Raw genomic sequence first — 22,928 nt, forward strand, 5'->3', positions numbered from 1 at the left:
AAAGGGGCATGCAGGCAGCCGCATCTTCCGGCGTATAAATCGGCAGAACAGTCTGCTTGCCCTGCGGACATTGCGCCGGTTCAATTGTTCGACTTCCGTTTCCTGAATATGAACGCAGTCAGGCAACATAACCGAACATAGATCCACGGTCGCCAACGTCGCGAATATGGGACCGCTAAACCCGTGTTTGACGAGTTTGGGCAGAAGGCCGCTATGGTCGATGTGTGCGTGAGTGAGAACAACGGCATTGATTGCCGAAGGGTCAAAAGGAAACGGCTCATAGTTCAATGCTCGCTCGGATTTCGAACCCTGAAACATTCCGCAATCAACGAGGATGCGGACATCCTCCAGTTCAATTTCAAAACAGGAACCGGCGACGCCATGGGCCGCGCCGCGAAAGTGTAGTCGGGGGTAATGCATACGGGGTTACCTGTGCTGGGGAGATGAACCAATTACGCAAACTGTCAACCTGACGGGCTCCAAGTGCATTGAACACGGTGATACAGTGATCGTTTACTGGTTTCTTATGCGCTTCAACCCGCTCACTCGCTCATCGCCCGAAGCGCGTTCCACTTTTTGATTTCAACGCTGCGCAGGGTTGGAAGAGCGATAATTCCCTTGTCCTTCAATCTGGAAAATACCCGTGAAACAGTTTCGATCGTCAGGCCGAGGTAATCGCCGATATCCGTACGCGACATCGGCATTTCCACTTGTTCCAGCCCGCCCTGACGCTCGGCCAAATCGAGCAGGAATGCCGCCACCCGCTCGGCTGCGGTCTGACGGCCGAGAACAAGCAAATGCTCCTGGGCCCGTGTCAGACTGCGCAAGGTCAATGAGAATAATTCCTGCAAGATGTCGCCGGGCTTCCAGCGCGGAAACACACGCAGATTTGTGCCGGTTATGGCGTCTGCAAAGAAATGATGGTTCTCGTTGGCTTCGAGCCCGAAGATTTCGCCTGACAGATGAAATGCACTGATTTGCCTGCGCCCGTCTGCGAGCAATCGATATATGCGGACGGCACCAAACTCGACTTGATAAAGGGTTCCTGCCTTTTCGCCCTGGGCGTAGATCTCCGCACCAGGTGTATAATACGAGCTTTGATGCGTGGGAGCGAGGGCCAAAGGTAATGGGGCGACGGATGCATCGTTATCTGATCCAGGCTGTGGCGACATTTGTATTGTTGTGGAGGCCAGCATGACTGTTTTCCCTAGGATTTGATGGGATGACATTCGCTGAGATTATCAGGAGATAAAATTCGGTTATGTACCTACGCGTTTCTACGTAGATTTTAACTCGCCGGTTCTTCAGTTGATTTGATTGCCTTTATCAGCGCATTACCGAGAACAGGTTTGCGGAGGGTTCTGATTCCTGCAGCTTGTAGAACTGGAGGCAAGCGATCTACCAGCAACACAACAGACGTGTTTATTCGTCGGACCAAATCTAACGCCAATGGCTCGTACAACAGGGCTTCTTCATCGATGATGGCGCATACGCATTCTGCCACCCGAGGCGACGCAAGGGCAGGTGGCAACGCCTCGAAGGTGAGGACCACGAAGCCTTCAACCTCGAGTACAAACTCAAGAGAGCGTCGCAACCCGCAGTCTGGAGCAACAATAATTACCTGATTCGACCTGGACAATGAGATTCCCTCGAAACGTCACCGAGTTGTCGGTTGTCACAACAAATGATTTATCGGTGGGTTTGTGGGAAAGCATTGCGCTGCGTCAATTCAGCGGATCGAATGATTCGAAATCAATAGGCATCCAGTTTCACGCTGAGTGCCATTCGAACAAGTTCCGGCAAGCTCTTCGCTTTCATTTTAGTCATGACATTGGCACGATGAACCTCCACCGTGCGGGGACTGATGTTGAGATCATAGGCGATCGTCTTGTTGGCAAGGCCCTCCACCACACCTGAAAGGACCTGCCGCTCCCGGTCAGTCAACTCATTCAATCGAGCTTGAACGCTGGAAACGTCCGCCAAACCACCCGTGATGTCTGTCAGCTCTGCGGCCGCGCGCCTTATCGCTTCGATCAACTGATGATCTTCAAAAGGTTTTTCGATAAAATCCAAAGCTCCGGCCCTCATAGCTTCCACAGCCATAGGTACGTCTCCGTGCCCGGTTATCACAATAGAGGGTATGCGCAGATCAGACGATTTTAGCCTGCGCAACAATTCCACACCACTCATATCGGGCATACGAAGATCCGTAATCAGACAACCATTTCGGATCCTCGGTGCCACCGCGAGAAATCCGGTCGCCGACTGGTGCACGCGGACTGTGAAACCGGACATCGTCAGCAGAAACGCCAGAGACCTTCTGACTACCTCTTCATCGTCCACAATGTGAACAGTATAATCGTTAATCGCCATCTCTGTGCTCATCTTCAATGCCTGGGAGCGTGAAACGGAAAGTCGTGCCCCCGCTTTTGTTTTTTCTTGCGGTTATCTCGCCGCCATGGGCCTCGACAATGCGTTTGGAGATTGAAAGTCCGACTCCCATGCCGCCGGGCTTTGTGGTCATAAAGGGCTTGAACAGCTGCGCCGCGATGTCATCGGCGATGCCTGCTCCGGTATCGGCAACCTCGACAATTACCCGCCCTGTTGCGTCCAGACTCGTTTTGACGAGCAATTCGCGTTCCTCGCTCTCACGCATCGCTTCCATCGCATTGCGCATCAGGTTGATCAAAACCTGTTGAATCTGCACGCCGTCGGCCATGACGAGTTTCGCATCGGGACCAAATTCGAACACTGATCTGACACCTCGCTCTCGCGAGCCCACAAGTGCCAACGCACCGGCTTCCTCAACCAGCTTGCGGATGTCCTCTCGTGCCTTTTCGGTTTCACCACGGGTCACGAATTCCCTCAAATGTCTTATGATTTGACCCGCGCGCAGGGCCTGCCGTGACGTTTCCTCAAGAGCTTCCCTCATTCTTGATGCCAGAGCGTCATCCATGTCGCGCAACAGACGCGTACATCCTTGGACGTAATTTGCTATAGCAGAGAGCGGCTGATTTAGTTCGTGCGCCAGTGTCGACGCCATCTCGCCCATCTCGTTGAGCCGTGCCAACCGTGCGAGCTCCCCTTGTATTTCTTCGAGCCGGGCAGCGGACTCTTGACGCTCCGTAAGGTCTCGAATGAACCCTGTGAAGAAAATTTTATCTCCCGTTTTGATTTCTCCGACAGCAAGTTTCATCGGAAACGTCGAACCGTCTTTGCGTTTACCAACGACGACCCGGTCGACGCCGATGATCCGCTTTTCACCAGTCGTCAAATATCTGCTTATGTAACCGTCGTGCTCCCGTTGGTAAGGTTCAGGCATGAGCACGCGGACATTCTTGCCGACTACCTCAGTCTCGGTATATCCGAACTGGCGAACGGCTGCTGCATTGAATGCCGTGATAGTTCCGTCCTTCTCAATGACCACTGTCGCATCGAGGACAGTGTCCAGAATCGACCTGAGATGGGCTTCGCGAGCGTCAAGATCCCTCACTGTCTTATCGGCCACCCGCTGCGCGTTGTGAAGCAGGCCCCCTACCCAGGCGATTACCAGTCCTATGACAATCAGAATACCAAATTCGACCATGTTTTGGGGATTATCGAGCTGCCCCCCGCCCAAGTAAAATCGGCTGACCAAGGAGAGGCCAAGAGCGACCAGTCCCGGACCTATTCCTCCGGCGAGAGACGCGACGAGAATGGAGGGAATGAACAGAATGAAAGTTGCACGATCCTGAAGCAAGTCCTGCATTGCCAGCCGCAGCAACAAAGCAACAAACACGGCAATGGCGGCAAGCACATAGCCTCGAACTCCGTCAAAACGGGAGGAGAGCTCGGGATGCAAAAGCCGTCCCCGGAGGCCCGATATACTACGTGCAGGCATTATGCTGCGGTTTCCCCATATTGCTCCCAAGGAGGACTACAGAGCAGGAAAATCCAGTGGAACTCAACAGCAAACTTGAATTGAAGGACTGACCATACTCTATGGACAGTGATGTGTGAGGCTTCTTCGTGCGATGTGCTTTGTTTTCGGGTGGCGGTGCATACCGGAGAAAAACCAGCGTTTCGTGGCTTCAGAAGCAATGAGATATATCATGGTGATGGCAAGGAGCCCGGCCATTATCGGTAGCGGCAAGGGCACGAAACCGAACCAGGCGGCGTATGGCAATACAGGTGTCGCAACGGCGACCAAAAAGGTGCCTGCCGTCAGCCAGACAAGCAAGGCGCTCGGACGACTTTGCCAGAACTCCTTTCTGGTGCGGACGACCAGAACGATGGCTAGCTCGGTAACCAGTGACTCCACGAACCATGCCGTTTGGAATGTCTGGGCTGTCGCATGGGCGACAAAAATCAGAAAGCCGAATGTTATGAAATCAAAAACACTGCTGACAAGGCCAAAGGTCAGCATAAAGCGCCGGACAAAGGCAATATCCCAATGTCTTGGCGTCAAGGTCTGGTCGTCATCGACATTATCGGTCGACATCGCCAATGATGGCAAATCCGACAGGAAATTGTTCAGGAGTATCTGTTTGGCAAGCAACGGGAGAAATGGCAGAAATAGGGAAGCAAGCGCCATGCTCACCATGTTGCCGAAATTGGCGCTGGTGGTGATCGAAATGTATTTCATAGTGTTGGCGAAGGTCTTCCTGCCATCATCGACACCACGCTCAAGTACACCAAGATCGCGCTCAAGCAGAATGATGTCGGCCGCCTCCCGCGCAACATCCACTGCGCTGTTGACGGAAATCCCGACGTCGGCAGCGTGCAGGGCAGGCGCATCGTTGATGCCGTCGCCGAGATATCCGACGACGTGGCCCCGGCTTCGCAAAGCTTCGACGATTCGTTCCTTCTGATTGGGATCAATCTCAACGAAGAGGTCTGTCCTTGCGACAGCCGCAAATAGAGCATTTTTGGTCATTCGCGCCAGTTCCTGACCCGTGACGATGTTTTTGCTGGCAAGACCGATCGATTCAGCGAGGTGGGCTGCCACATAGCGGTTGTCGCCCGTGATAACCTTTATGCCGATGCCTCGTCTAGCCAGCGAGGCAAGCGTTTCGGCGATGCCTGACTTCGGCGGATCGAGGAAAAGCAGAAAGCCCGCAAAACATAATTCTGTTTCGTCCTGTCTGCCGAACGCCCGGTCCGGATCAAGCCGCCGGATTGCCAGGCCAAGGACGCGATAGCCATGACCGCTCCACGCTTTGAAGCGCGTTTCGATGTCTGCCCGTATGCTGGCGTCGATCGGTTGGGGGCCCTTTATACCCAGAACAGATGTGCAGGCCTCCAGAACATTTTGGACGGCACCTTTGCAAACGATCAAATTCTCGTTCGTTTTCAAGTCCCGGACGACCACCGACAAACGCTTTCGTATGAAGTCGTAAGGAATTTCGTCGACTTTGGCATAGTGCGCCAGGCAGTCCATTGCCCCTTCGACGTGGGCGATAGCTTCGTCGAGGGGATTCTTCAGCCCTGTTTGCAGGGTCGCATTCAGCTTGGCCCAAAGTGCGACCTGCTGCGATGCCGTTCCTTCCAGATCAAGGCAGCCATCGAGATGGATAACGCCCTCTGTCAGAGTTCCCGTCTTGTCGGTGCACAGCACGTCCATGCTGCCGAGATTCTCGATCGCATCCAGTCGCCTGACAACCACACCATTCTTGGCCATCGCGCGTGCTCCCCGCGCCAAAGTCACGCTGATGATCGCCGGTAGAAGTTCAGGAGTAAGGCCGACGGCCAACGCCAGCGAGAAGAGCAGGGAATCGATCAAAGGACGATGAAGAAGCAGGTTTGCGAACAGGATTAGGATGACGATCGCCAGCATGATTTCGCTCATGAGGTAACCGAACCGGCGTATGCCTCTTGCGAACTCGGTCTCCGGGATGCGCCGTTCGATGACAGCGGCAATACTGGCGAATTCGGTATCTCTGCCCGTTTTGACCACAAGGACCGTAGCGGTCCCGCTGCGCACCGATGTGCCTGTAAAGACGGTGTTGCTGCGCGCTGCAAGACCGGATCCGGCCTTTGATGTGCCCGGTGACTTGACGACCGGAAATGTTTCACCCGTAAGCGCCGCCTCGCTTACATTGAAATCGCGGGATTTCAGAATGATTCCGTCTGCCGGAATGAGGCTTCCCGCCGAAAGGTGCAGGATGTCTCCCGGTACGATGTCATTTGCCAACACCTCGATTTCTGATGCATCCCGGATTACCATCGCCTTGCGGGCAACAATCTCCTTCAGTGCCTGCAAGGCTTTCGATGCACCATATTCCTGGGTAAAGCTCAGCAAGCAACTGGCAAGAACGATGGCGGCAATGATGATTGCCTCATGTCCTTCACCGACAAGGGCAGACACGGCCGCGGCGAAGACCAGGATGAGCACCAGGGGGCTGCGGAACTGGCGTGCCAGCGTAAGTATTGCGGTCGTACTATAGGTTGCATTGACAGAATTGGGGCCAGCGGCAGCCAGTCTTTTAGCGGCATCGACAGAAGAAAGCCCCTTTGCTGTTGTTGTCAGTTCGCTCATCAACTGATCAGCAGGGCGAGACCAATATGCATCGCCAAGCCGCGTGTCCTCGGACATTTGATAATTTGGTGTCGATCGGAACAGCATCGATGCAGGGCTTTCTCATCACAAAGGGTATTCAGTTCTATCGTATGGGCTTTCACCGATAGTCTTCCCTTGGATGGCGGCATTGATCCGCATCAAGTTTGCCAAAAGGACCGCCCTTTGATCGTGATCAAAGTTGACGATGAGATGGTATGCATAGTTCAGCACAAGCAATAAGGGAGACGCGCGTGAGCATTCGAAACCTTGAAGACGCCTTTCATCCAAAATCCGTCGCGTTGATCGGAGCGTCGGACAGTGCCGGATCGGTCGGCCGCATTGTAATGCGCAACATCGTGGACGGAGGCTTCGAAGGCGAAATCTGGTTCGTCAATCCAAAGTACAACATAGTTGACGGGCGGGTCTGTTTTCATAGCGTGCAGGATATTCCGGGCGTCCCGGATCTGGCCGTAATCGTCACGCCGCCGGAGACGGTCCCTGATCTTGTCCGTGATCTGGGAGAGAAAGGGACGCGAGCGGTCGTGGTCATTACCGCTGGCCTCAACGACGCCAACGGTTTGCGGCAGAAAATGCTCGATGCCGCCAAACCCTATCTGTTGCGCATCATCGGACCCAATACGGTTGGGCTGCTTTTGCCCCGTGCCAAACTGAATGCCAGCTTTGCCCACATGGATGCGAAGCCCGGCAAGATTGCGCTGCTGTCCCAATCGGGCGCGATCGCGACGTCGCTAATCGATTGGGCCGCCGACAATCAGATCGGCTTTTCGCAGATCGTCTCTCTTGGCGACATGGCTGACGTTGACGTTGCCGATTGTCTCGACCTGCTGGCGGGCGATGCCGGAACGAAGGCGATCATAATGTATCTGGAATCGATTTCCCATCCGCGCAAGTTCATGTCGGCCGCCCGGGCTGCCGCTCGCCTCAAACCTGTCATTGCGGTCAAACCCGGACGGCACAGCGAGGCCGCAAGAGCCGCCACAACACATACAGGTGCCCTGTCGGGTGCCGATCGTGTGGCCGACGCTGCGTTGCGTCGGGCCGGGGTGTTGCGCGTCCGCGGCCTGGCTGAACTGTTTGATGCCACGGAAACCCTCGCAAGATTTCCCATCCAGGAGCACGTGCGTGTGGGCATCGTCACCAACGGTGGAGGCGCAGGTGTTCTTGCTGTGGATCAGTTGATGGACAACAAGGGTGAGCTTGCCAAGCTTTCAGCAATTACGATGGACTGTCTTAATCGGTGCCTGCCGGAAAGCTGGTCACATGCAAATCCGGTGGACATTGTTGGCGATGCACCGCCGGAAAGATTCAGGGCCGCAGTTGAGGCAGTAGCCGCCGACCCCGGGGTCGACGTTATTTTGGTGTTCGATTGCCCGACCGGACTGGCGTCACCCGTTGAAGCCGCCTCCGCCGTTGCTTCGTTGTCGAACTTGGGGATGATCGGGAATAAACCCGTCTTCGCCTGTTGGCTCGGTGAACGGGTAGCCCGTGAAGGTCGCCGTGTGCTCCTGGATGCCGGGATCGCAAGCTACGAAACCCCGGCCGCAGCTGCCAATGCGATCTCCTATCTGTCCGATTGGTCCCATGCACAGCGCGCACTGATGCGTGTTCCTGACAGTAGGCATGGCGACAAGCGCTTTGATCGCGAGGCGGTTTACAGGCTTTTTCACCGGGCGGCGTCTGAAGGCCGCCGCTTGCTGACCGAACCGGAAGCCAAGGTGGCCATTGCGGCATACGGAATTCCAGTTCCCACGACCCTCGTGGCGGAGAGCCTGGAAGAGGTAGAACGGCACGCTGAGGAACTGCTATCCGGAGGCGGCAAAGTCGTCGTGAAGTTGGTTTCCAGATCGCTCACCCACAAATCTGACGTTGGCGGTGTGGTGCTGGACATTGCAACGCCAGGGGCAGCGCGCGAATCCGCGGCAGCAATTGCTGCGCGCGTCAGCACATTAAGGCCTGATGCCCACATCGACGGTTTTGCAGTGCAACCCATGATCATGCGTAAACAGGCCCAGGAATTGATCCTGGGCACCAGCCAAGACCCTGTTTTCGGCCCGGTGGTCTTGTTCGGAGCCGGCGGGACGGGCGTGGAGTTCATCGACGACACTGCCGTTAGCCTTCCACCGCTCGACGACGTCCTGGCAGGCGATCTGATCGACGGGACACGCATCGGCCGTCTGCTGGCCGGATTTCGTGACCGACCTGCTGCCCACAGGGAGAGCATAATCGATGCGTTGACCGCTGTTTCCCAGATGATCGTCGACTTTCCGTGCCTTGTTTCTATGGATATCAACCCACTTCTCGCAGATGGGGACGGGATAGTTGCGCTTGATGCGCGCATTGAAATCAGTCCGGATGCCTTAAAACGGTCCGGGCCAAATCCCGATCTAGCCATCCGGCCGTATCCATCGAACTGGAAGAAGGAAGTGTCACTTGCGGAAACAAGCTACCATTTGAGACCTATCCGGCCGGATGATGTGAGTTTATATCCTCCATTTCTATCGAAAGTTTCGCTGCATGATTTGCGACTGCGCTTCCTGTCTCCGCGCCAGACCTTCCCGGATGATGCCCTGCGAAGGCTCACGCAGCTTGATTACGACCGCGACATGGCGTTCGTTGCCCTGGACAAGGACAGCGGTGAGCTTGCCGGAATAGCACGGCTGTCTTCCAACCCGGATCGCGAGGTCGCGGAATACGCCGTGCTTGTCAGGACCGACTTGCAGGGACGGGGCCTCGGTTGGCAGTTGCTTGTTCAACTGATCAACTTTGCAAAGGCGGAGGGGATAAGAAAGCTGGAAGGGCGCATCCTGAGCGAAAACAAAATCATGCTGGGATTGTGCCGGGAATTCGGCTTTTCCGTAACGCGCGACACCTCGGATCAAAGCGTCATGCGGACCACACTCAATCTGTAGCCTGCATGGGGTTACTTCTCACGATCAGCTTGATAGAAATCGGCTGAAATCGCCTTCCGCAAGCAATGAGCGGGTGACGCCTCCGAATATCAGTTCCCTGACCCTGCTATGGCCATATGCACCCGATACGACGAGCTCCGCGTCCACCTGTCTGATGAAACCGAGAAGGCTGTCGCTTTCGTGATTGTCTCTTATGATCTCGCTGCCCGCAGTGATCCCGTGCCGGCGAAGGAACACGCAAACATCATCCATGCTTTCCTGCGTTAAAATGTCCGCATTCCGATCGACGGTGACGAGGATAACTTCACTGGCCTGGCACAGTAATGGAACGGCATCGACCACGGCACGCCGCGCTTCGCGGGTATCCTTCCACGCAATGACAGCCGTATTGGTGAATATGCGTCGAGTGCCTTTTGCCGCGACCAAGATGGGCCGTCCGGCCTGCAGCAAAATATTGCCCAGATTGATAAAGCTATCAGGGTGCCCCAAGGTGAAGTCGTCTTCGCACCCTGTCACGATCAAGTCGGCCACTCTTGAATTATCGAGCAGAAATCGTGTCGGATTGGCAATTGCGTCGCGCCATTCATGAGAGACATTGGTGCCTGCCAAGCTTTCGAATTCTCGCCGCATTTTCTTCTGGCGCTGTTCGATTTCCTCTCTCTGACGATGCATCGTTTCGCCGTCTATAATAACGCCTTCAGGTGCCGTCATCGGAAGGGTGATGTCAGCCCCACAAATGCCAATCAGTTGGGCGTTGAACCGTGTCGCCAAATCGATGGAGAAATCCATAAATGGAGCGGTGGGGCCATCGATATTAACGTTTGCGAGTATCGTTCTGTAGGACATGACATTTCCTTTGAAAAACTCAGGTTTGCACCAGAATTTGGCCAGCTACGGCTTGTCCACGAGAGTAATTCTGTATGGGTGCATTGCTCCGCCGTTGCGGACTGACAGATATTCTCCCTGGACAAAGCTTTCATCGCTCAGGTTGAAGACAATTTCGTCATCGGACTCGCCTTGCGCGTAGTCGAAATACCATTGCCCTCCGGGCTTTCGCCGCAGGACCCCGATCAAATCCTCACCCTTGGGTCGAAAACGCCGGACGCGGCATAGTTTCTGCTTCTCTTTCCATTCAACTGCATCAAGATGCCCGCTTTCGTTGAGGGGCACCAAAAGGTCATATCCTTCGTGTGGATCGCCATCGGGGTGCTCTTTGTCGCGTGCCAGCACGAGCCGTACGTGGCGGAATTTGGAACTCAGTACTGTCAATTTGACCATCGTAAATCTCCCTGCTGGCCTGGAACCTATCGAAGAGATTTTCGGTGCGCTTTGATCCAACGCAATGAGCCCTGCAATACTCCGGCCTATGGCTGAAAATGGAACATATGGTTCCTCAAACAAGGATAGCTGCCATGTCGTGCAAGAGCGTGTTTTGCATCATCGGGATAGATCAATGTGACCGTGAGATTTTAAATGCGATCCATCTTTGCAAGGAGTTGGACGCGCATTTGGCTGTTTTCATCGTATCGCTGGCGCCCACTCCGATGGGCGGCTATGGGGTCGTCGTTTCCACAACCTGGTTGCTGGAGCGCGAGGCGGATATTGTAGCGATGAAAAGGCGCGAAAAGCAGATCACATCGCTTGTCCAGAACTCTGGCCTCAAGGCCGACGTCGACAGTTACTATTGTGAAAAGGACGGGGCGGACGAAATTATCGGGCAACGCGCCCGCTTTTCGGACCTCACGCTGATCGGACCTGATCTGCTGCATCAGCCTGCACTGAAAACGCCTGCACTAAACGGGGCTCTGTTCCACTCCGGAAGACCAACCTTGGTGGTGCCGACAGGCGGGTGTGCCACCATGCATCCGCATAAGGTTATGCTTGCCTGGGACGGGCGGGTCGAGGCTGTGCGTGCCGCGCGCGAAGCCATCGAGGTCATGGCGGCGGCCGTCGAGGTCAGCGTCGTGATAGTCGAAGACGGGCCGATGGAGGCGTGGAACATTGGTGCGCGGGCAAACATCTCTGCCTACCTTGCCAGACATGACATCAAGGTAAGGATCGATCGGTTGCGTACATCCGGCTCAGCTGTGGCGGATATTTTGAAGCAACGTGCGATTGATATCGCTGCCGACATGATCGTCATGGGAGCATACGGGCACTCGCGCCTGCGCGAGCGACTCTTCGGGGGAGTAACCAGGACTATGATCGAAACATCGCCGATCCCGATTTTCATGATGCGTTGACCAACTCATAAACGAATGACCAACGTGACGAGACGACCATGCCTCAAGCGATTTTCAGCGCAGCTCTTCCACCAAAACAAAAAGTTGCCGGGCTGACCGGTGTCGAGGCAAAGCGCCAACTTGAACGATACGGCCCCAACGCTATGCCGGGAGACACCACTAGGTCGGTCTCGCTGTCGCGAAAGGAATTTTGACCGAACCGATGTGCTGCTCCTCGTTGCGGCGGCAACGCTTTATCTCTTGATTGGTGACCTTGCGGAAGGGCTTTTGCTGGCTGGATTTGCCTTTTTGAGCATCGGGCTGATGTTTTTTCAACAGCAAAGAAGTGAAAAAGCTCTTGCGGCTCTGCGTAACCTTGGGTGCGCCGTCCGCGCGCGTCATTCGCGATGGCAAGGAGTGTACCATCGCGGGGCAGTTGGTCGTTCCCGGTGACCTTGTCCTTGTGGACGAAGGGGAACGCATTCCGGCCGATGCAATGTTGCACGATAGTTCGGGCCTGGTTGTTGATGAATCGTTATTGACGGGAGAGAGCGTCCCCGTCCGCAAGCGTGCCGGCGACGGCAACGACACTTCCGGGGAGCCGGGAGGCGACGACCAACCTTTCGTCTACGCCTCGACACTCGTCGTCAAAGGTCATGGGATCGCAACGGTGTTGGACACCGGAACCCGCACGCATGCTGGACGCATCGGCGTTTCGCCGGCATCCATTGTCGTGGAGCGAACCCGATTGCAGATCTCTGTAAACCGGATCGTTCGGCTTTTCGGCGGCCTGGCCACGATCGTGTGGCCCGGCGACCCGCCGTCATCGAAACACTCGGAGCCGCAACGGTTCTTTGCGTAGACAAGACCGGCACGCTAACCGAAAATCGCATGCGGGTCCGGTTCCTCGACACCTTGTCTGACCAACTCGAAGTTGCGCCGGACTTACGTGACATACCGCAAGCCTTCCGTTCGCTCGCAGATGCCGCCTGGCTGGCGACACGGCACGCATCCATCGATCCGATGGACCGGGCGGTGGCAGGACTGGCGTCACGTGTCGGAGAGTATAATACGTTGGATTGGCCGATGGTTCGCGAGTATGGCCTCAAGCCGGAACTGTTGGCGATGTCCATTGTCTGGAAAGACGATGCAGGACATTTTGCGATTGCCTGCAAGGGTGCACCAGAGGCCGTCATAGGTTTGTGCCATCTTGATGATGACAAAGCGGCAAGCGTCATGACGCATGTTGAGGCAATGGCCAAGAACGGCTTGCGGGTGCTTGGCGCCGGCATAGGGACGACCACGCGGGATGAACTGCCTGAATCACAGCATGTTTTCGATTTCACCTTTGCCGGACTGGTCGGCTTCGAGGACCCTTTGCGCACAACTGTACCTGCGGCGGTGCGTGAAGCATTGCGCGCGGGAATATCGGTCAAAATGATCACGGGCGATTATCCGGCTACTGCACTGGCAATTGCTGCAGCAGCCGGCATCGACACCAAAGAGGCAGCTGTCACTGGCAACCAGCTGGAACGAGCGGATGCCAACGAGTTGGACCGACTGGTTTCATCTGCAAATGTATTTGCCCGTGTCATGCCAGAACAAAAACTACGCCTCGTCGAGGCTTTGAAGCGCCGGGTGAGATCGTTGCCATGACCGGCGACGGGGTTAACGACGCGCCGGCCCTCAAGGCCGCGCACATTGGCATCGCGATGGGTAGACGCGGCACCGACGTCGCCCGCGAAGCGGCAGGCATCGTGCTGCTCGACGAAGATTTCGGCAGAATCGTCAGTGCGGTCAAGATGGGAAGACGCATCTTCAACAATCTGCGCAAAGGGATGATTTATATTTCGGCGATCCACGTCCCGATCGCGGGTTTGGCACTGCTGCCTCTGATCGCCGGCATGCCGCCGCTTTTCTTTCCGGCGCATGTTGTGGTGATCGAGATGATCATTGACCCAATGTGTTCGATCGTATTCGAGCGTACGCCAGCCGAAGACGACATAATGGATCGGCCGCCGCGGCCGGTTGAAAATCCACTGGTCGGCATTGCGCAGATAGCGTTCGGCCGTTTGCCTTGGACTGTACAGGATGCTTTTACTGCGAGGCACATCCATAGAAGCGGCGCGAACCGCAGCGTTCATTGCCGTCACAGCGGGGAATCTGTCGCTTGGCCTCGCGAACAGCCGTCGCGAGGTGATTGTCTTGCACATATTCGAACGCGGGCGAATGACGTTCTGGATCGCCTCGATGATCGCAGTGGCAGTTGTGTCGATATGCATCTTTCAGCCACATCTCGCATCACTGTTTGGTTTCACGAGACCGGACAAGCCGCGTTGGCTACCGCTGCCGCAATAGCCGCGGTGCTGTTGTTCGATTTGTTGAAATTCATACCAGCTGTGCAGCGGATCATCGGTTAGGCTGCGGTCTGAAAGCGGATTATCTTTGACGTCTGAACCAGGACAAAACCATTGGGACAAACGCCAAAGCGCCAATGAAAATGGTAATCATGGCAAGCATGACAAACATCTGCAGCACGACAAAATTTGTGGCGCTGCGGGCCACGAACCATCCGATGATTGTTCCTGCAATGATGAACAGTATCCGAACCGGCAAGGCCACATTTACTACTCTTCGTCAGTGGCTAATTCGTCTATGAAATTATCGACGAAGCGCTTCACTTCCGTCCAGTTCGTCAACTCGTAATCGCGTTTGGGATCGACAGGACCGGACTCGGTAGCAACTATCCGCTTAAGCATCCACTGCTTGAAAAAATCGTATTCCGAATATTTCAGTGCCCCGGCACAGTTCAGGACAAATTCGGGTTTCCACCCGGTTTCTTCGGATAGATCAACAGCGTAGTTTCGCGCCTCAGCCTTTTCGGCTTCGTCGGTGCTGGCAATGGACAGCGATACGGAGATGAAAGCTGAAGGAACGCTATTGAGTATCGAGCGCCAGTTCCGCACGTAACGGACAAAGGCTGCGGGATAGCGCCCGGTATGAACGGGCGCACACAAAATCACCGCATCGCTCGTACCGGGATCGGCAGATCCAACCTGGTTCGCCTCGGTCAACTCTATGAGATGGCCTTGTGCCTCAAGGTGACTTGCGACGGCCTCTGCAATTTTCCGCGTTTGACCCTCCACAGTGGAATAGAGCACCAGAAACTTCATATTTTATCTCCTGCGTTGTCGATTTGTCCGAGATCGCAGTTGCGATGAATTTTTAACCGGTTGCATTGATACGCATCAAAAATCCATCACCGGACCGCAATTGATCCAGCGCAATGCCCGTAAAACGTCAGCGGACTATTGTTTGCTCAATAGCAACATCCTTCCATCATCTGGAGAGAACAAATGGTTTTCAAAAGTCTGCTGAGCGTCGTTGAGGTAAATCAATCCAGTCACGACTTGAAGATGGCGATCGACATGTGTTCTGAAATCAATGCGCAACTGTGCGTCACGGTCTTCGGTGTTGCAAGTTTACCGCCAATCGGTGACTACGCTTTAGGGACGGCGGAACTCTGGCTAAAGGAAAGACAGCAAACGCTCGCCGCAATTGATAAAAGAATTGAAGAGGTGGAAACACTTGTAAGCCACGCTGACATCTCGGCGAGTGTCATCGACGAGTATCCGGAGCTTGCCAAGCTAGGGCATATTATTGGCAGACATGCCAGATATACGGATGCCACGATAATTGGCCCCGATCTCCTGGCGAACGAGGAGCTAAGAAGCCGGGTGATAGAAGGTGCGTTGTTTGAGTCCGGTAAACCGATCTTTTTAGTACCGCATGGAACGAAGCCAACGTTGCGGCCCAAGCAGGTCTTGCTCGCGTGGGATTCCGGTTTGGAATGTACAAGGGCAGCTCGTGAAGCTTTGGATATCATGGCGTGTGCCGAAGAAGTCCATGTCACGATGATCGACCCGGATTCGAGCACCGTTGCAAGCGGCCCTGAACCGGGAGCTGATATTGCTGCCTATCTCGCCCATCATGGAGTCAAGATTACCGTCGATAGAATTCCAAGCGCGAATTACGCAGTAGCTAATGTCATTAAGCAGCATGCAATCGATATCGCGGCAGATCTTATCGTCATGGGGGGCTATGGTCACACACGTTTGCGGGAGCGAATTTTTGGAGGGGTTACACGATCAATGATTGATGATCCCGGTCTTCCTATCCTGATGGCTCATTGAACAGAACCGTCCAGCATACGAATTTGGAGCCCATTACGATGCAAATCAACGCAATGAATCAATTCGAAATTATGCATCTGGTAGAGCATGCCAGGATTGGAAGGCTGGCCTGTGTAAATGACGGGCAGCCATATGTCATTCCAATGAACTTTGTTTGCCGTGTTGGGTACCTCTACTCGTTTACGACATTCGGTAAAAAAATAGTGGCCATGCGCTCCAATCCCAAAGTGTGTGTGGAGTTCGATGACATTGTTGCGACCAACAAATGGCAAAGCGTGGTGGTAACCGGACACTATGAAGAGTTGAGCGACAAACCTGACCATGTCGATGCACGCAACGAAGCTCATGCCCTCTTGAGCAACCGGGCCGAATGGTGGGAGCCCGCATACGTGAAGACAGTGATTAGGGATCACGTAAGGACGATGGAGCCTGTTTATTTCCGCATCCTCATCAAGGAAATGACAGGCCATAAGACTGTATCAGCCTGAACTTCAGGAAAGACCAGGCATTGGCCTACCCCAATTTTCTGGCCACGCGGCGTCCTATTTTCAATTTGCCGCTCACAATGATCAGTGAAAATACGTTTGGCGCGACACGTGTCGCTTTGACCTATGTCAAGGACGTCACGGGAGCGAAGCGCGACTTTCGGGTACCGGATGCATTCCGCTTTCAGGCTGTGATCGAAGGATCAGACATGTCATACCAAGATGAACCCTCCGCATTCGCATCTCTTCTCAATCCGGTGCCGTTTGCCAGCACCGGTCGGGCATTGGCGAGGGCTACAATGCGCATGCAAGCTCAAGCCTTGAAAACCGCGTTTCATGTGCAGATCGAAGCCCTGGCTTTCGCGCAACGTCGTTGCGAGCGCGGTTTGAAGCTGATCGATGACTTGATCGATTCCGAGAAATATCAAAACACTTCTGGCGTGTGCGGTGAGTTTTACCGGAATGCTGCTTCGCAATACACAGACGAAACGCGCAAGCTGATCTCCATTGGTTCCGGAATTACGTCTGATGCTGCGGAACATGCGAACGAAGAAGTCGACAAGGTTTTTGAAGACGTCTCCGCCACAACCATCACACCTTGAACCGTAGTGAATCGAGGCCCATTGCCTGTCATTCATTGCTTTAAGGCTAGGGAACACCGGAGGCGATTTGACATACACACCACAAGCAGGGCTATAGTCCCAAAGGAGGCCGCAATGTTAGATAATAACGTCGCTCCAGAACATCTTTCGATCGATGATGCACGACAGATAGATTTATACTGGCGAGCAGCCAATTATCTGACGGTTGGCCAGATTTATCTGCTTGATAACCCGTTGCTTCGCAAACCTTTGAAGCTGGAACATGTAAAGCCCCGGCTGTTGGGGCATTGGGGAACATCGCCCGGGCTGAATTTCATTTACGCCCATCTTAACCGGGTTATCCGGGACTTCGATGCTGACATGATATATATTTGCGGGCCAGGGCATGGTGGTCCCGCGATGGTAGCAAACACCTATCTCGAAGGCAGTTACACCTCCCATTATCTGGATGTTACGCGAGATGCACGCGGAATGGGCAAGCTCTTCCGTCAATTCTCGTTTCCCGGCGGTATACCAAGTCATGCAGCACCGGACGTTCCCGGATCCATCAATGAAGGCGGCGAGCTTGGCTATTCTCTTTCCCATGCGTTCGGGGCGGCATTCGACAATCCCGACCTGATCGTTGCCTGTGTTGTCGGCGACGGAGAGGCCGAAACCGGACCGCTGGCGGCTGCGTGGCATTCGAACAAGTTCCTCAATCCGCAAAGAGATGGCGCGGTACTGCCTATACTGCATCTCAACGGCTACAAGATTGCAAATCCGACGCTCCTTGCCCGAATTCCGCACGAGGAATTGCGCTCCCTGTTTATCGGTTATGGATACGAACCGATCTTTGTCGAGGGGGATGATCCTGTCATCATGCATCAGTTGATGGTCGCTGCCCTTGACCAGGCAATAAACGGAATTCACGCCATTCAGCAAGGCACCCGCGCGGACCACAAGGCTTATACTTCGCGCCCGCGATGGCCAATGATCATCTTGCGTAGCCCGAAGGGCTGGACCGGACCCAAACAAGTCGATGGATTGAAGACGGAAGGTTTCTGGAGGTCCCATCAGGTTCCTCTGTCAGGATTCGACCGAAACGCAGGCCACCTGAGGCTTCTGGAGGAGTGGTTGCTCAGCTACAGACCTGAGGAGCTGTTTGACGCCAGGGGTGCCCCGGTGCCCGACATTCTTGAAACCTTGCCACGCGGCCGTCGCCGTATGGGCAGCAACCCGCATGCAAACGGAGGGACCCTGAGGGCGTCTCTGGATAAGCCTCCACTGGAAGCCCATGCGGTTGTTGTTGCTGCCCCTGGCAGTGTGAAAGCCGAAGGCACCAAGGTGATGGGAGGTTTCTTGCGTGACGTGATGCAGGCAAACGTCGCTCGTCGAAATTTTCGCATCGTCGGGCCGGACGAAACGGCTTCAAATCGCCTTCAGGAGGTTTTAGAAGTTACCGATCGCACCTGGATGGCAGCGACTTTACCGGAGGATACCAATCTTGGTCCCAACGGCAGGGTTATGGAAATCCTCTCCGAACATACATGTCAGGGTTGGCTCGAAGGATATCTCCTCACCGGAAGACATGGATTTTTCTCGTGTTATGAAGCCTTTATTCACATCGTGGACTCGATGTTCAATCAGCATGCGAAATGGTTGGATGCATGTCGCGATATTCCTTGGCGTCAACCGATTTCTTCCCTGAACTACCTGCTCACCAGCCATGTCTGGCATCAGGAACACAACGGTTTCAGCCATCAGGATCCGGGCTTTATCGACGTTGCACTGAACAAGAAAGCCGACGTGGTGCGCGTTTACCTGCCGCCGGACGCCAATACACTGCTTTGTGTCACGAATCATGTCTTATCCACCTGGGACCGGATTAACATCATTGTCGCGGGAAAGCCACCCATGTGGCAATGGCTGTCGCTGGAAGAAGCCCGGGTCCATTGCGACGCTGGTCTCGGAATATGGCATTGGGCATCGAATGAAGATGGTCTCGAACCGGACATCGTTATGGCGTGCGCCGGGGACGTGCCGACGCTGGAGACGCTGGCCGCAGTTTGCATTTTACGAGAATTCATGCCGGAGCTGCGTATCCGCGTGGTCAATATCGTTGACCTCATGGCGCTGCAGCCTAAGGAACGCCATCCGCATGGTCTTGCGGATGATGATTTCGATGCGATTTTCACAAAAGACAGGCCTGTCATCTTCTCCTATCATGGCTATCCCTGGACAGTTCATCGTCTGACTTATCGCAGGACCAATCACAACAATTTCCATGTCCGTGGCTACAACGAAGAGGGCACCACGACGACACCCTTCGATATGACTGTTATGAACGGCCTCGACAGATTCAGCCTGGTTTTGAGTGTGATCGATCACGTCGCTGCGTCCAGTCCGGCGGCGGCGGAACTGAAACAACTGATGAATGTAAAACTGTTGAATCACCATGACTATATTCGGGAACATGGGCAGGACATGCCGGAAATATTGAACTGGGAGTGGACCCCGCATTTCGAGTAGATCGACGAAGAAGGGTAAAACCATGACCGAAACCATCCTCGTTGTGAACGCAGGGTCTTCAAGCCTGAAGTACGCTCTGTTTGAACAATCGGAGGAATTGCGACCGCTTTTGCGCGGCAGCATTTCATCGCTCGACGAAAAGCCGCGGATGACGGTTTCTGCAGGTGGAGGAAATCGAACAGTCGATATCGATTTGAATGACGGTGCGATCAATATCAAGCAGGCGATGAACCAGGTCATTGCACACCTTGCAGATCGCGATCTCCTTCGTAAAGTGACTTGCGTCGGGCACCGCATTGTTCATGGCGGGCAGCATTTCAAGAGTGCTGTGCTGCTTGATGAACCAACCATGAAGCAGTTGCGTGAACTTGCCCCGCTGGCACCGATGCACCAGCCTCGCAACATTGCAATTATCGATACTGTACAAGCCGTGTTACCTTCTACGAGGCAGTTTGGCTGTTTTGATACTGCCTTCCATCATACGCGTCCGCAGCTCGCGAAGATTTACGGCCTGCCGCGCGAATTGACCGACTCCGGCATGATATCCTACGGATTTCACGGACTTTCTTATTCCTATATCGCCTCATGCCTGAAGGCTAGATTCGGCGCTGAAGCGGGAGGGCGTGTTATCGTGGCACATTTGGGTAGCGGAGCCAGCCTCTGCGCGCTGGTGAACGGTGCCAGCGCTGCAACAACCATGGGATTTTCACCGCTTGACGGACTGGTCATGAGCACGCGGTCTGGCTCGATCGATCCCGGGGTAATCCTCCACCTCCTGCAACACCGCAAAATGGCCGTTGAACACGTAGCGCACTTGCTTCAAAGTGAATCAGGGCTTCTCGGCGTGTCCGGGGTCTCAGGGGACATGCAGGCTTTGATCGCATCGAAGCAGCCCTCAGCGAACGAGGCTATCGATCTGTTCGTTTATCGCATAACGCAGGCAATAGGTTCTTTGGCCGCATCCATGTCTGGCCTGGACATGCTGGTGTTTTGCGCAGGAATTGGCGAACACTCTCCTCTGATACGTGCGAAAGTCGGAGAAGGTGCAGGTTGGCTGGGCGTCGAAATTGATGCTCAAAGGAACTCCCGCAGTGACGAAACGATCAGCAGCGTCGACTCGAAAGTGAAAGTCCTTGCACTGCCTACTGACGAAGAGCGAGCGGTTGCAAAGGAATTGCGGTTCGCGTTTGGCAGACCCTGACATCATTAATTTGGGCAGGCTACCATTCGAGGCTGGACGACGTCATTCCATCGTCCATGGATAACAGGCACTGAAGCGAGGATGATGTTGATAGACGGCCGATACGCTGGCAGCCTCCGGCCATCTGGCAGCCAGTACATCGAGTTGACGGAGACGGTCTCGTAAATCCAGCACGAACTGTCGCGTGTGAAAAGCTGGTTGGAAAGGGGAAGAAGACCAAAGTCCCTGTGGGAAGGGGTCAACCCCCAATGAGCGAAACGGCAGTTCTGCACGGGCTGTGCCACCAACCAGAAACGAAGACAGTTCTTCGAAAGGCATTCGTCCAGCCAACCGCGCAGTTCCCCCACCATGTCGAGGCCGACTGTTGAAGGGATCACGCGTTGCGCGTAAAGATAGGAACATTGTCTCAACTCGGGCGTCAATGCCATCCGTGCGTGCAGTTTTGCAGCGCTGGCAGTCATGTCTGTCGTGATGAACCGCCAGTACGAGGTGACTTTTGGTGATAGCGAGGACGGAAATTCTCTGTTAGGTTGGCCTTTCGGGGTCAGTTTTAGATTGCTACCTGTTTTTCCTTTGGCCGGATGTCCAAACTTGCTTCTCGGCGCCTCACGATATGTGATCAAACTGAAGTTTCGCAGCAATCTCTTTACTGGAGTGTTTCAAAGATGCTGTCGCAAGGTCCACTAATTGGAGCGAGTAGCGTTGGATAGGGGCAGATAGGCTTATAGCAGCGATAGGAAACCCAAGATCATCCAGAACCGCAACGCCTATGCACATGCAAACATCTTCATTTTCGCCTATTTCAATCGAATAACCACGCTTGTGAACGTCTTTCAATTGCCGGCGAATTGCGTCTGCATCCATCACCGATCGATATGTCCGCTCTGCGAGAGATTGAGTCAAAATTCTCTCTCGGTCAGGCTCATCCAAGTGAGCAAGGATGGCTTTCCCCAATGCGGTTGTATGAAGGGGATCTCTGGTGCCAACGTGTGCTTGCATTCTCAGCGCACGCGTGGACTCAATTATTTCGATATAAACGATCTGGCCCTTGTCTTCGATTGCCAGGTTAATCGTCTCGTTGAAATTTCGGTTCAGGTTCCGCATAATTGGCACCGCAATTTCGCGCAGCCTCTGCAGGCTCCGATCCGTGCGTGCGAGCGAGCGAAAACCGTGGCCAATGCCATATCGGTCATTCGGGATATCATGGTGCAGAAAAGCTGTAGCACTCAGCGTTTGTAGATATCGGAATACGGTCGTCTTAGGGATATCAAGCGCATTGGCAACTTCAGTCAATGTAACGTCTCTCCCGCTTGCACCAATATATTCAAGCACTTTAAGTGCCTTGATGACGGGGCCAACAATATAGCTGGAGTTGACCTGCGAAGTCGCTCCATGTCCACTGCGCCGTGTCGCAATTCCATCCATGTCATTATATCCCTTGGCGTCAATCATGAGGCAGCCCTCTGTCGGCCTTAATTTCTCGTGCTTTTGAGAAAAGAAGCAAGACGTTCGTTCTTTGGCCGATTGAAAATCTCCTCTGGAGTGTCGTCCTCGACGATCCTTCCCTGCTCCATGAAAACGACCCGGCTCGATACATCACGTGCAAAGCGCATCTCGTGCGTGACCAGCAGGAGAGTTGCACCGTCATCCGCAATGCTTTTTACAGTCATCAGAACCTCCTGAACCAGCTCAGGATCGAGTGCTGACGTGATCTCATCCAGCAGAACCAGTTTCGGATTCATGGCGAGCGCGCGAGCAATTGCCACGCGTTGCTGCTGACCACCTGATAACTGACTTGGAAAGTTATCCCTCCGCGGCAGAAGGCCCACGCGGTCAAGCCATTTTTCAGCGATCTCCCTCGCTTCCGCTTTTCCCATACCGCGAACTTTGCGCAGCCCCAGCATGACGTTTCCCGCAGCATCAAGATGAGGGAAGAGATTGAAGCTCTGAAACACCATGCCCGTCATGGATCGCTGGCGCGAAAGCTCACGGTCTTTCAGTCTGTGCCGTTCGCCGCCGGTTGCTGATTGATATCCAATGATTTCACCGTCGAGAATAATGTCGCCCTGCTGGAATTCTTCCAGCAGATTTACACATCGAAGCAGCGTTGTCTTGCCCGAACCACTGGAGCCAATAATCGATACGACCTCACTTTTGTTCAAAGATAGATCGACGCCTTTGAGAACCTCCACAGCTCCGTAGTGCTTTCGTAAGTTCTTGATCTGGAGTAGGGCCGTCGTTTCTCGCAT

The 22,928-nt window shown here is 54.3% G+C and carries 20 protein-coding genes and 1 pseudogene; 10 read left to right on the top strand and 11 right to left on the bottom strand.

Annotated features, from left to right (window positions below; translation table 11 throughout):
- Positions 1 to 19 precede the first annotated feature (19 nt).
- From ABKW30_RS06970 to mgtA, 5 genes and pseudogenes are all read right to left on the bottom strand, one after another.
- A pseudogene (locus tag ABKW30_RS06970) lies at positions 20 to 420 on the bottom strand (MBL fold metallo-hydrolase); the annotation flags it as partial.
- 122 nt (positions 421 to 542) lie between these two features.
- Positions 543 to 1,196 carry a helix-turn-helix domain-containing protein gene (locus ABKW30_RS06975; protein WP_348597818.1) on the bottom strand — a complete coding sequence of 218 codons (654 nt, stop codon included), beginning with the start codon at positions 1,194 to 1,196 and terminating at the stop codon, positions 543 to 545.
- Positions 1,197 to 1,752: 556 nt separating this feature from the next.
- Positions 1,753 to 2,367, bottom strand: coding sequence for a response regulator FixJ (gene fixJ / locus ABKW30_RS06980; protein ID WP_348598971.1), 615 nt, complete (start codon positions 2,365 to 2,367; stop codon positions 1,753 to 1,755).
- A complete protein-coding gene (locus ABKW30_RS06985; protein WP_348597819.1) occupies positions 2,363 to 3,880 on the bottom strand; it encodes a PAS domain S-box protein in 1,518 nt (505 codons plus the stop codon). Before ABKW30_RS06985 ends, fixJ begins: the two co-directional genes overlap by 5 nt.
- A 99-nt stretch (positions 3,881 to 3,979) precedes the next feature.
- Positions 3,980 to 6,574: a magnesium-translocating P-type ATPase gene (gene mgtA / locus ABKW30_RS06990; RefSeq protein WP_348597821.1), complete on the bottom strand. Its 2,595-nt coding sequence runs from the start codon at positions 6,572 to 6,574 to the stop codon at positions 3,980 to 3,982.
- A 215-nt stretch (positions 6,575 to 6,789) separates the two neighbouring features.
- On the opposite strand from mgtA, the gene ABKW30_RS06995 reads away from it, so the two are divergent.
- Entirely contained in the window at positions 6,790 to 9,468 is a 2,679-nt protein-coding gene (locus ABKW30_RS06995; RefSeq protein ID WP_348597823.1) for a bifunctional acetate--CoA ligase family protein/GNAT family N-acetyltransferase, read from the top strand.
- A 24-nt stretch (positions 9,469 to 9,492) separates the two neighbouring features.
- Here ABKW30_RS06995 and ABKW30_RS07000 read toward each other — a convergent pair whose 3' ends face one another.
- Together ABKW30_RS07000 and ABKW30_RS07005 are read right to left on the bottom strand one after the other, a co-directional pair.
- Positions 9,493 to 10,314, bottom strand: a complete 822-nt coding sequence (locus ABKW30_RS07000) for a universal stress protein (RefSeq protein WP_348597824.1) — start codon at positions 10,312 to 10,314, stop codon at positions 9,493 to 9,495.
- 45 nt (positions 10,315 to 10,359) lie between these two features.
- The gene (locus ABKW30_RS07005; RefSeq protein WP_348597826.1) at positions 10,360 to 10,746 is read right to left on the bottom strand and encodes a hypothetical protein; all 387 of its coding nucleotides are present in this window, start codon (positions 10,744 to 10,746) and stop codon (positions 10,360 to 10,362) included.
- A 134-nt stretch (positions 10,747 to 10,880) separates the two neighbouring features.
- Between ABKW30_RS07005 and ABKW30_RS07010 the strand changes: the two genes are divergently transcribed.
- Entirely contained in the window at positions 10,881 to 11,711 is an 831-nt protein-coding gene (locus ABKW30_RS07010) for a universal stress protein (protein ID WP_348597828.1), read from the top strand.
- Between the two features lie 159 nt (positions 11,712 to 11,870).
- Here the strand turns inward: ABKW30_RS07010 and ABKW30_RS07015 are convergent, their stop codons facing one another.
- Positions 11,871 to 12,092, bottom strand: a complete 222-nt coding sequence (locus ABKW30_RS07015; RefSeq protein WP_348599013.1) for a hypothetical protein — start codon at positions 12,090 to 12,092, stop codon at positions 11,871 to 11,873.
- On the opposite strand from ABKW30_RS07015, the gene ABKW30_RS07020 reads away from it, so the two are divergent.
- The 3 genes from ABKW30_RS07020 to ABKW30_RS07030 are packed head-to-tail and all read left to right on the top strand — an operon-like array spanning position 12,037 to position 14,110.
- Entirely contained in the window at positions 12,037 to 12,552 is a 516-nt protein-coding gene (locus ABKW30_RS07020) for a hypothetical protein (protein WP_348597830.1), read from the top strand. The genes ABKW30_RS07015 and ABKW30_RS07020 overlap by 56 nt on opposite strands.
- The gene (locus ABKW30_RS07025) at positions 12,495 to 13,346 is read left to right on the top strand and encodes an HAD family hydrolase (protein ID WP_348597831.1); all 852 of its coding nucleotides are present in this window, start codon (positions 12,495 to 12,497) and stop codon (positions 13,344 to 13,346) included. Before ABKW30_RS07020 ends, ABKW30_RS07025 begins: the two co-directional genes overlap by 58 nt.
- The gene (locus ABKW30_RS07030; protein WP_348598972.1) at positions 13,271 to 14,110 is read left to right on the top strand and encodes an HAD-IC family P-type ATPase; all 840 of its coding nucleotides are present in this window, start codon (positions 13,271 to 13,273) and stop codon (positions 14,108 to 14,110) included. Before ABKW30_RS07025 ends, ABKW30_RS07030 begins: the two co-directional genes overlap by 76 nt.
- Positions 14,111 to 14,317: 207 nt before the next feature.
- Here the strand turns inward: ABKW30_RS07030 and ABKW30_RS07035 are convergent, their stop codons facing one another.
- Positions 14,318 to 14,863 (bottom strand): flavodoxin domain-containing protein, encoded by a 546-nt coding sequence (locus tag ABKW30_RS07035; RefSeq protein ID WP_348597833.1) that lies wholly within the window; start codon positions 14,861 to 14,863, stop codon positions 14,318 to 14,320.
- 183 nt (positions 14,864 to 15,046) lie between these two features.
- Here ABKW30_RS07035 and ABKW30_RS07040 point away from each other — a divergent pair, with 183 nt between their 5' ends.
- The 5 genes from ABKW30_RS07040 to ABKW30_RS07060 all read left to right on the top strand — a co-directional run bounded on the left by ABKW30_RS07040 (position 15,047) and on the right by ABKW30_RS07060 (position 20,679).
- A complete protein-coding gene (locus ABKW30_RS07040; protein ID WP_348597835.1) occupies positions 15,047 to 15,883 on the top strand; it encodes a universal stress protein in 837 nt (278 codons plus the stop codon).
- A gap of 38 nt (positions 15,884 to 15,921) precedes the next feature.
- Positions 15,922 to 16,371, top strand: coding sequence for a pyridoxamine 5'-phosphate oxidase family protein (locus ABKW30_RS07045; RefSeq protein ID WP_348597836.1), 450 nt, complete (start codon positions 15,922 to 15,924; stop codon positions 16,369 to 16,371).
- 20 nt (positions 16,372 to 16,391) lie between these two features.
- On the top strand, positions 16,392 to 16,970 hold the full coding sequence (locus tag ABKW30_RS07050) for a hypothetical protein (RefSeq protein ID WP_348597839.1): 579 nt from the start codon (positions 16,392 to 16,394) through the stop codon (positions 16,968 to 16,970).
- Between the two features lie 114 nt (positions 16,971 to 17,084).
- On the top strand, positions 17,085 to 19,478 hold the full coding sequence (locus ABKW30_RS07055; protein ID WP_348597840.1) for a phosphoketolase family protein: 2,394 nt from the start codon (positions 17,085 to 17,087) through the stop codon (positions 19,476 to 19,478).
- Positions 19,479 to 19,500: 22 nt separating this feature from the next.
- Positions 19,501 to 20,679 carry an acetate/propionate family kinase gene (locus tag ABKW30_RS07060; RefSeq protein ID WP_348597842.1) on the top strand — a complete coding sequence of 393 codons (1,179 nt, stop codon included), beginning with the start codon at positions 19,501 to 19,503 and terminating at the stop codon, positions 20,677 to 20,679.
- 606 nt (positions 20,680 to 21,285) lie between these two features.
- On the opposite strand, the gene ABKW30_RS07065 is transcribed toward ABKW30_RS07060, so the two are convergent.
- Both ABKW30_RS07065 and ABKW30_RS07070 read right to left on the bottom strand, forming a co-directional pair.
- Positions 21,286 to 22,131 (bottom strand): IclR family transcriptional regulator, encoded by an 846-nt coding sequence (locus ABKW30_RS07065; protein ID WP_348597843.1) that lies wholly within the window; start codon positions 22,129 to 22,131, stop codon positions 21,286 to 21,288.
- A 20-nt stretch (positions 22,132 to 22,151) separates the two neighbouring features.
- Positions 22,152 to 22,928: an amino acid ABC transporter ATP-binding protein gene (locus ABKW30_RS07070; RefSeq protein WP_348597844.1), complete on the bottom strand. Its 777-nt coding sequence runs from the start codon at positions 22,926 to 22,928 to the stop codon at positions 22,152 to 22,154.

The sequence above is a fragment of the Phyllobacterium sp. SB3 genome, assembly GCF_040009165.1.
Classification (GTDB): domain Bacteria; phylum Pseudomonadota; class Alphaproteobacteria; order Rhizobiales; family Rhizobiaceae; genus Phyllobacterium.